At 60.1% G+C, this 4,580-nt stretch carries 3 protein-coding genes; all 3 read right to left on the reverse strand.

From position 1 onward, the window contains the following. Nucleotides 1–80: 80 nt before the first annotated feature. A complete protein-coding gene (locus tag BS38_RS26360; RefSeq protein ID WP_051629142.1) occupies nt 81–2,141 on the reverse strand; it encodes a hydantoinase/oxoprolinase family protein in 2,061 nt (686 codons plus the stop codon). A gap of 55 nt (nt 2,142–2,196) precedes the next feature. Then, a complete protein-coding gene (locus BS38_RS0123920) occupies nt 2,197–3,180 on the reverse strand; it encodes an ABC transporter permease (protein WP_028273011.1) in 984 nt (327 codons plus the stop codon). Beyond that, the coding region (locus BS38_RS26365) for a sugar ABC transporter ATP-binding protein (protein WP_156037249.1) at nt 3,177–4,580 on the reverse strand (1,404 nt) is incomplete at its 5' end. The genes BS38_RS0123920 and BS38_RS26365, both read right to left, overlap by 4 nt.

A 4,580-nucleotide genomic window follows, 5' to 3' on the forward strand; every position in this document is an offset into this window, starting at 1 on the left:
AGGCCGTGCGGCAGAGGTTACGGGCGACTTCTTCAGCGGCCGCCAAGAGGCCGTGGCGGACGACTTCTGTGGTGATTGCATCAGCCATTGCGGACTGCCTCCTGGTTTGCGGGTCGGATGGAGATGATGAGCTCGCCGTAGATGCCAACCTCAAGTACGTCACCGTCGTGCATCACGGTGGTTGCGGTGTGCTCGGTGATGACCGCGGGACCTTCGACGGTATCGCCGGCTTTCAGGTCTTCCCGGGCGTAGAGGGCGTACTCCTGCTGGTTGACTCCATCGACGTAGACAGCTCGACGGCCCAGCTCCGTGGCGTGGCCCTGAGTTCTTGCCTCAGCCAAAGGCAGAGAGGGCTTGTCCACGATTCCGGTCGCATTGAGCCGCATGGTTGTGGTTTCGATAGGGTCATCCATGACGTGCCCGTACTGGCGTTCATGCATGCGCTGGAATTCGTCCCTGATAGCTATACGGGGATCGGCTACGTCCCTCGGGAACGCTACGGTCACCGCGTGCTCCTGTCCGGAGTAGCGGACATCGATGGCCCTGGTAAATACTTGACTGCCTTCGTCGAAGCCCTCATCGGTCAGCTTTTGAGCTGCTTCGGCTTCCATCCCGGCGTAGGCGCTTTCAGCCTGGGCCGAATCGAGCTCGTCCAGGAGCGTGACGTTGGTCCGCGAGAAGTCGTGCTGCACATCCGCCATAAGCATTCCGAGTGCGGAGAACGCTCCCTGGCCCGGCGGCACGATGACTGTGGGGATTCCCAGGTCGCGCGCGACGTCGATGGCAACCAGGCCCCCACCCCCACCGAACGAAAGCAAGGCAAAGTCCTTGGGGTCGTGTCCCAGTTCGACCGTGATAGCCCTGACAGCGCCCCCGATCTTGGTGTTCGAGATCTGAATAATGCCTCGCGCCAGTTCTGTCGTGGTCAATTCAAGCTGGTCAGCGATGGACTTCAGCGATCCTTCGGCCAGCCCATGATCCAGGGTCAGTTCACCGCCGAGAGGGGTGTCGGCGCCCAAGTAGCCCAGCACCATCGCCGCATCGGTGAACGTCGGCTGGGTTCCGCCGCGGCCATAGGCAGCCGGGCCCGGCACAGCACCCGCGCTGCGGGGACCAACCTGCAGCGCCCCGCCCTCGTCCAGGTATGCGAGGGATCCTCCGCCGGATCCGATGGTATGGATGTACAGGGAGGGCGTATTGATCGGCAGGCTTTCGAATTCGGCACCGTGATAGAGGACCGGCTTTCCATCGAGCACAAGGGAAGCATCAAGGCTTGTGCCTCCTAGGTCGATGGTGATCAGGTTGGGCTTGCCAATGAGTTTTGAAAAGGCTGCTGCTCCCACCACGCCGCCGGCCGGGCCAGACAAAATGAGGTTGACGGGCTGTTCCCGGGCAGCCCTGGCCGTCATGGCCCCGCCCCCGGAGCGAGACATCAGAAACTGGCCGGAGAAACCTTCAGCTGCCAGCTTCTGTTCAAGCTCGATCAAGTAGCTGCGCATGATCGGCTTGATGTAGGCGTCGAGCACAGCCGTACTCGTGCGTTCATACTCCCGGTACTCCCTGGACAGTTCGTGGGAGAGGGTGATTTCCAGGCCGGGGTTGCTTTCCCGGAGAATCTCCCGCATCCGCTGCTCATGGGTCGGGTTGGCATAGGCGTGCAGGAACGCGACGGCTACGGCTTCGTAGCCGCGCTCCTTTATTTCTCCGGCAACCCTGCGGGCATCGTCTTCATCGAACGGAGTCAGCACTGACCCGTCGAACAGGCTTCGTTCCGTGACTTCAAAGGTGTCGTAACGCTCTACAAGTGCAGCAGGCTTCCGGTACTTGATGTCATACATAACCCGCCGGTCGGTCCGCCCCAAAAGGTAGACGTCCCTGAAGCCGCGGGTACCGACGATGGCAAGTTTCGCCCCGCTTCGGGTGAGCAGTGAGTTTAGGCCCAGGGTGCTTCCGTGGTTGAACATGGAAACGACGTGGGGGTCTGCATCCGCTTTGTGGAAGGCGGCCATGACACCTTCGGTGGGAGCGGACGGTGTTGTCGGAACCTTTTCGAAGTGCAGCTCCCCGGTCTCGGGGACGAGCTTCACGACGTCCGTGAAGGTTCCGCCAACGTCAATGGCGATTCTGACGTTCTCAGTCATGCGAGAAATGCCTTTCGTTATTGCCCACTGTGTGGAGGGAGGGCAGGTCTATGTTTTAGCGCTTCTTTTGGCCTGCGGCGGCCATGCCGACGGCTGCGAGGATAATGAAGCCGGTCACCATGTCTTTGAGCTGCGGGTTGAGGTTCATGAGGTCGAAGCCATTGCCAATGAGGGCGATCAGGAAAACACCTACGACGGAGCGCCAGATTGCCCCTACGCCACCGTAGATGCTGGTGCCTCCGAGGATGATGGCCGCAATCGCGTCAAGTTCCAGTCCGGCTCCGGCTAGGGGCTGGCCTGAGGCGATGCGGGAGACTCCGATCGCTGCGGCCAGTCCGGCCGCGAGCCCGCTGATGCTGAAGACGATGATGCGGGTACGGTCGACTTTGACACCGGAGAGCTCAGCCGCTTCGGCGTTGCCTCCGACGGCGAAGACATGGCGCCCGAAGACAGACCGGGTCAGCAGGAACCAAAGGATTGCAACGACCGCGATCATCACGTAGACCGCTATGAAAACACCCGCCCAGCGTTCCCGCCCCAGGGCAGAGAATCCTTTTATGGTGACGGTGATGAGCGAGCCGCCGGTAATGAGCACTGCTACAGCTGTGTAGACCATCGAGGTGGCCAGCGTGGCCAGGAATGAGTGGATACGTAATCTTGTGATGATTGTGCCGTTGACGGCGCCGAGGATCAGTCCGATGACCGGGGCAAGGGTCAGGCCGAGCGCCACGTTGCCGGTCGCGACCGTCACGGCAGCGGTCGTCACGCCGGCAACGCCGAAGATTGCTCCTACCGAGAGATCGAAATTGCCGGAGATGATCACAAAGGTCCCGGCAGCCGCGATGATCACCAGGGGTGCATTCTGGTTCAGGATGTTGACCAGGTTGGGAAAGGTGAAAAAGGAGGGGGACGCAAAGGCGAGGATGACCAGTATCAGGCCGGTCAGGATTAGGACCGCGTACTCCTTGGCCAGCTCGACGACACTAGGGCGCTGGTGCGTCCTTCGAGTCTGTACAGCTGCTGTGGTTGTGGTGGTCATGATGCTTTCTCCTCTTTTGCATCCACGTGGAATAGCTGGAACAGGACGTTTTCCACGGTTGTTTTCTCGGGCTCTATCTCGCCGATGGTCCGGCCTTCACTGACGAGGTATGCCCTGTGGGAGAGCTCCATGATTTCTTCGTGCTCTGAAGAGATCATGAGGACTCCAATACCCTCGGATGCCAGTTCAACGATCAGTTCATAAATGGTCCGCTTGGCCCCGATATCCACACCCCGGGTCGGTTCGTCCAGGATGACGAACTTCGGTTTTTCAAGTAGGGCTTTCCCAAGCAAGGCTTTTTGCTGGTTACCCCCGGAAAACCCTGAGACTGGCAGTTCGATTCTGGGCGGCCGGATTTCCAGCCGCTCGGCCAGGGCCTGGGTGGCCCTTTTTTCTGCTCGAACGTTGACGATTCCGAACCGGGAGAATAGACCGGGCCGAGCAAGGGCAATGTTTTCCCGGACCGACCGTTGCAACACGAGCCCGTCCTGATGCCTGTCCTCGGGCACGAACATCAATTGACGGGCCATGGACAGGCCAGGTGACTGCTTCAATTGCACGCTTCCGTCGAACTCGATGCTTCCGCTCGTGACCGGGTCCGCGCCGAAAATCGCTCTGGCACATTCGGAACGGCCGCTTCCCACCAGGCCCAGCAGCCCGACAATCTCGCCACGCCCCACTGTGAAGGACATGTCGCGAACCCCAGTGTTTGTGGCAAGATTTGTTACCCGAAGCACGGGTGCCGCTTCCTTGGCCGGACGGGCCGGTCGTTCCGGAAATGCCGCCTCAAGCTCTCGACCCAGCATCCCTGCCACTAGGGACGGCTTAGTCTCCAAGGCGGCGTTTCCAGTCCGGATGTGCCGACCGTCCCGCATGATGGTGATTCGGTCTGCCACCTCCAGAATGGCATCGAGGAAGTGGGAAACGTAAACGATGGTGCACCCGCGGTCCCGCAGTTTGAACATCAGCTCATGCAGTTGCGCCATTTCGTGGGCAGTCAGTGAAGAGGTTGGTTCGTCCATAACGATGACACGTGCGTCCCTGGCAAGGGAGCGCATGATTTCAACCTTTTGCTGATCTGCGATCCGCAGATTCCGAACTTTTGCTTTCGGATCAAGCCCAAAGCCGACCATGCTTTCCAGTTCGCCAAAGCGTTGGGTCAGATTCCGGCGGGCAATACCGACCCTGTGCTCCTCGACGCCCAGGAATACGTTCTCCTCCACGGTCAGGTCAGGAACCAAGGCAAGTTCCTGGGCAATCATTACGATGGCCTCTTTTTGCGCCCGTGACGGATTCCATTTGGATACCGGCTTCCCGTCTACAAGCAGCTCCCCACCGTCCTGCTGATAGATCCCGGCGATCACTTTGCCAACCGTGGACTTTCCGGCACCGTTTTCGCC

Source organism: Arthrobacter sp. UNC362MFTsu5.1, assembly GCF_000685965.1.
GTDB lineage: Bacteria > Actinomycetota > Actinomycetes > Actinomycetales > Micrococcaceae > Arthrobacter.

Bases quoted from the DNA above. Each gene is read 5' to 3' on its own strand.
- BS38_RS26360 (WP_051629142.1), bottom strand. From the start codon at position 2,141: ATGACTGAGAACGTCAGAATCGCCATTGACGTTGGCGGAACCTTCACG.
- BS38_RS0123920 (WP_028273011.1), bottom strand. From the start codon at position 3,180: ATGACCACCACAACCACAGCAGCTGTACAGACTCGAAGGACGCACCAG.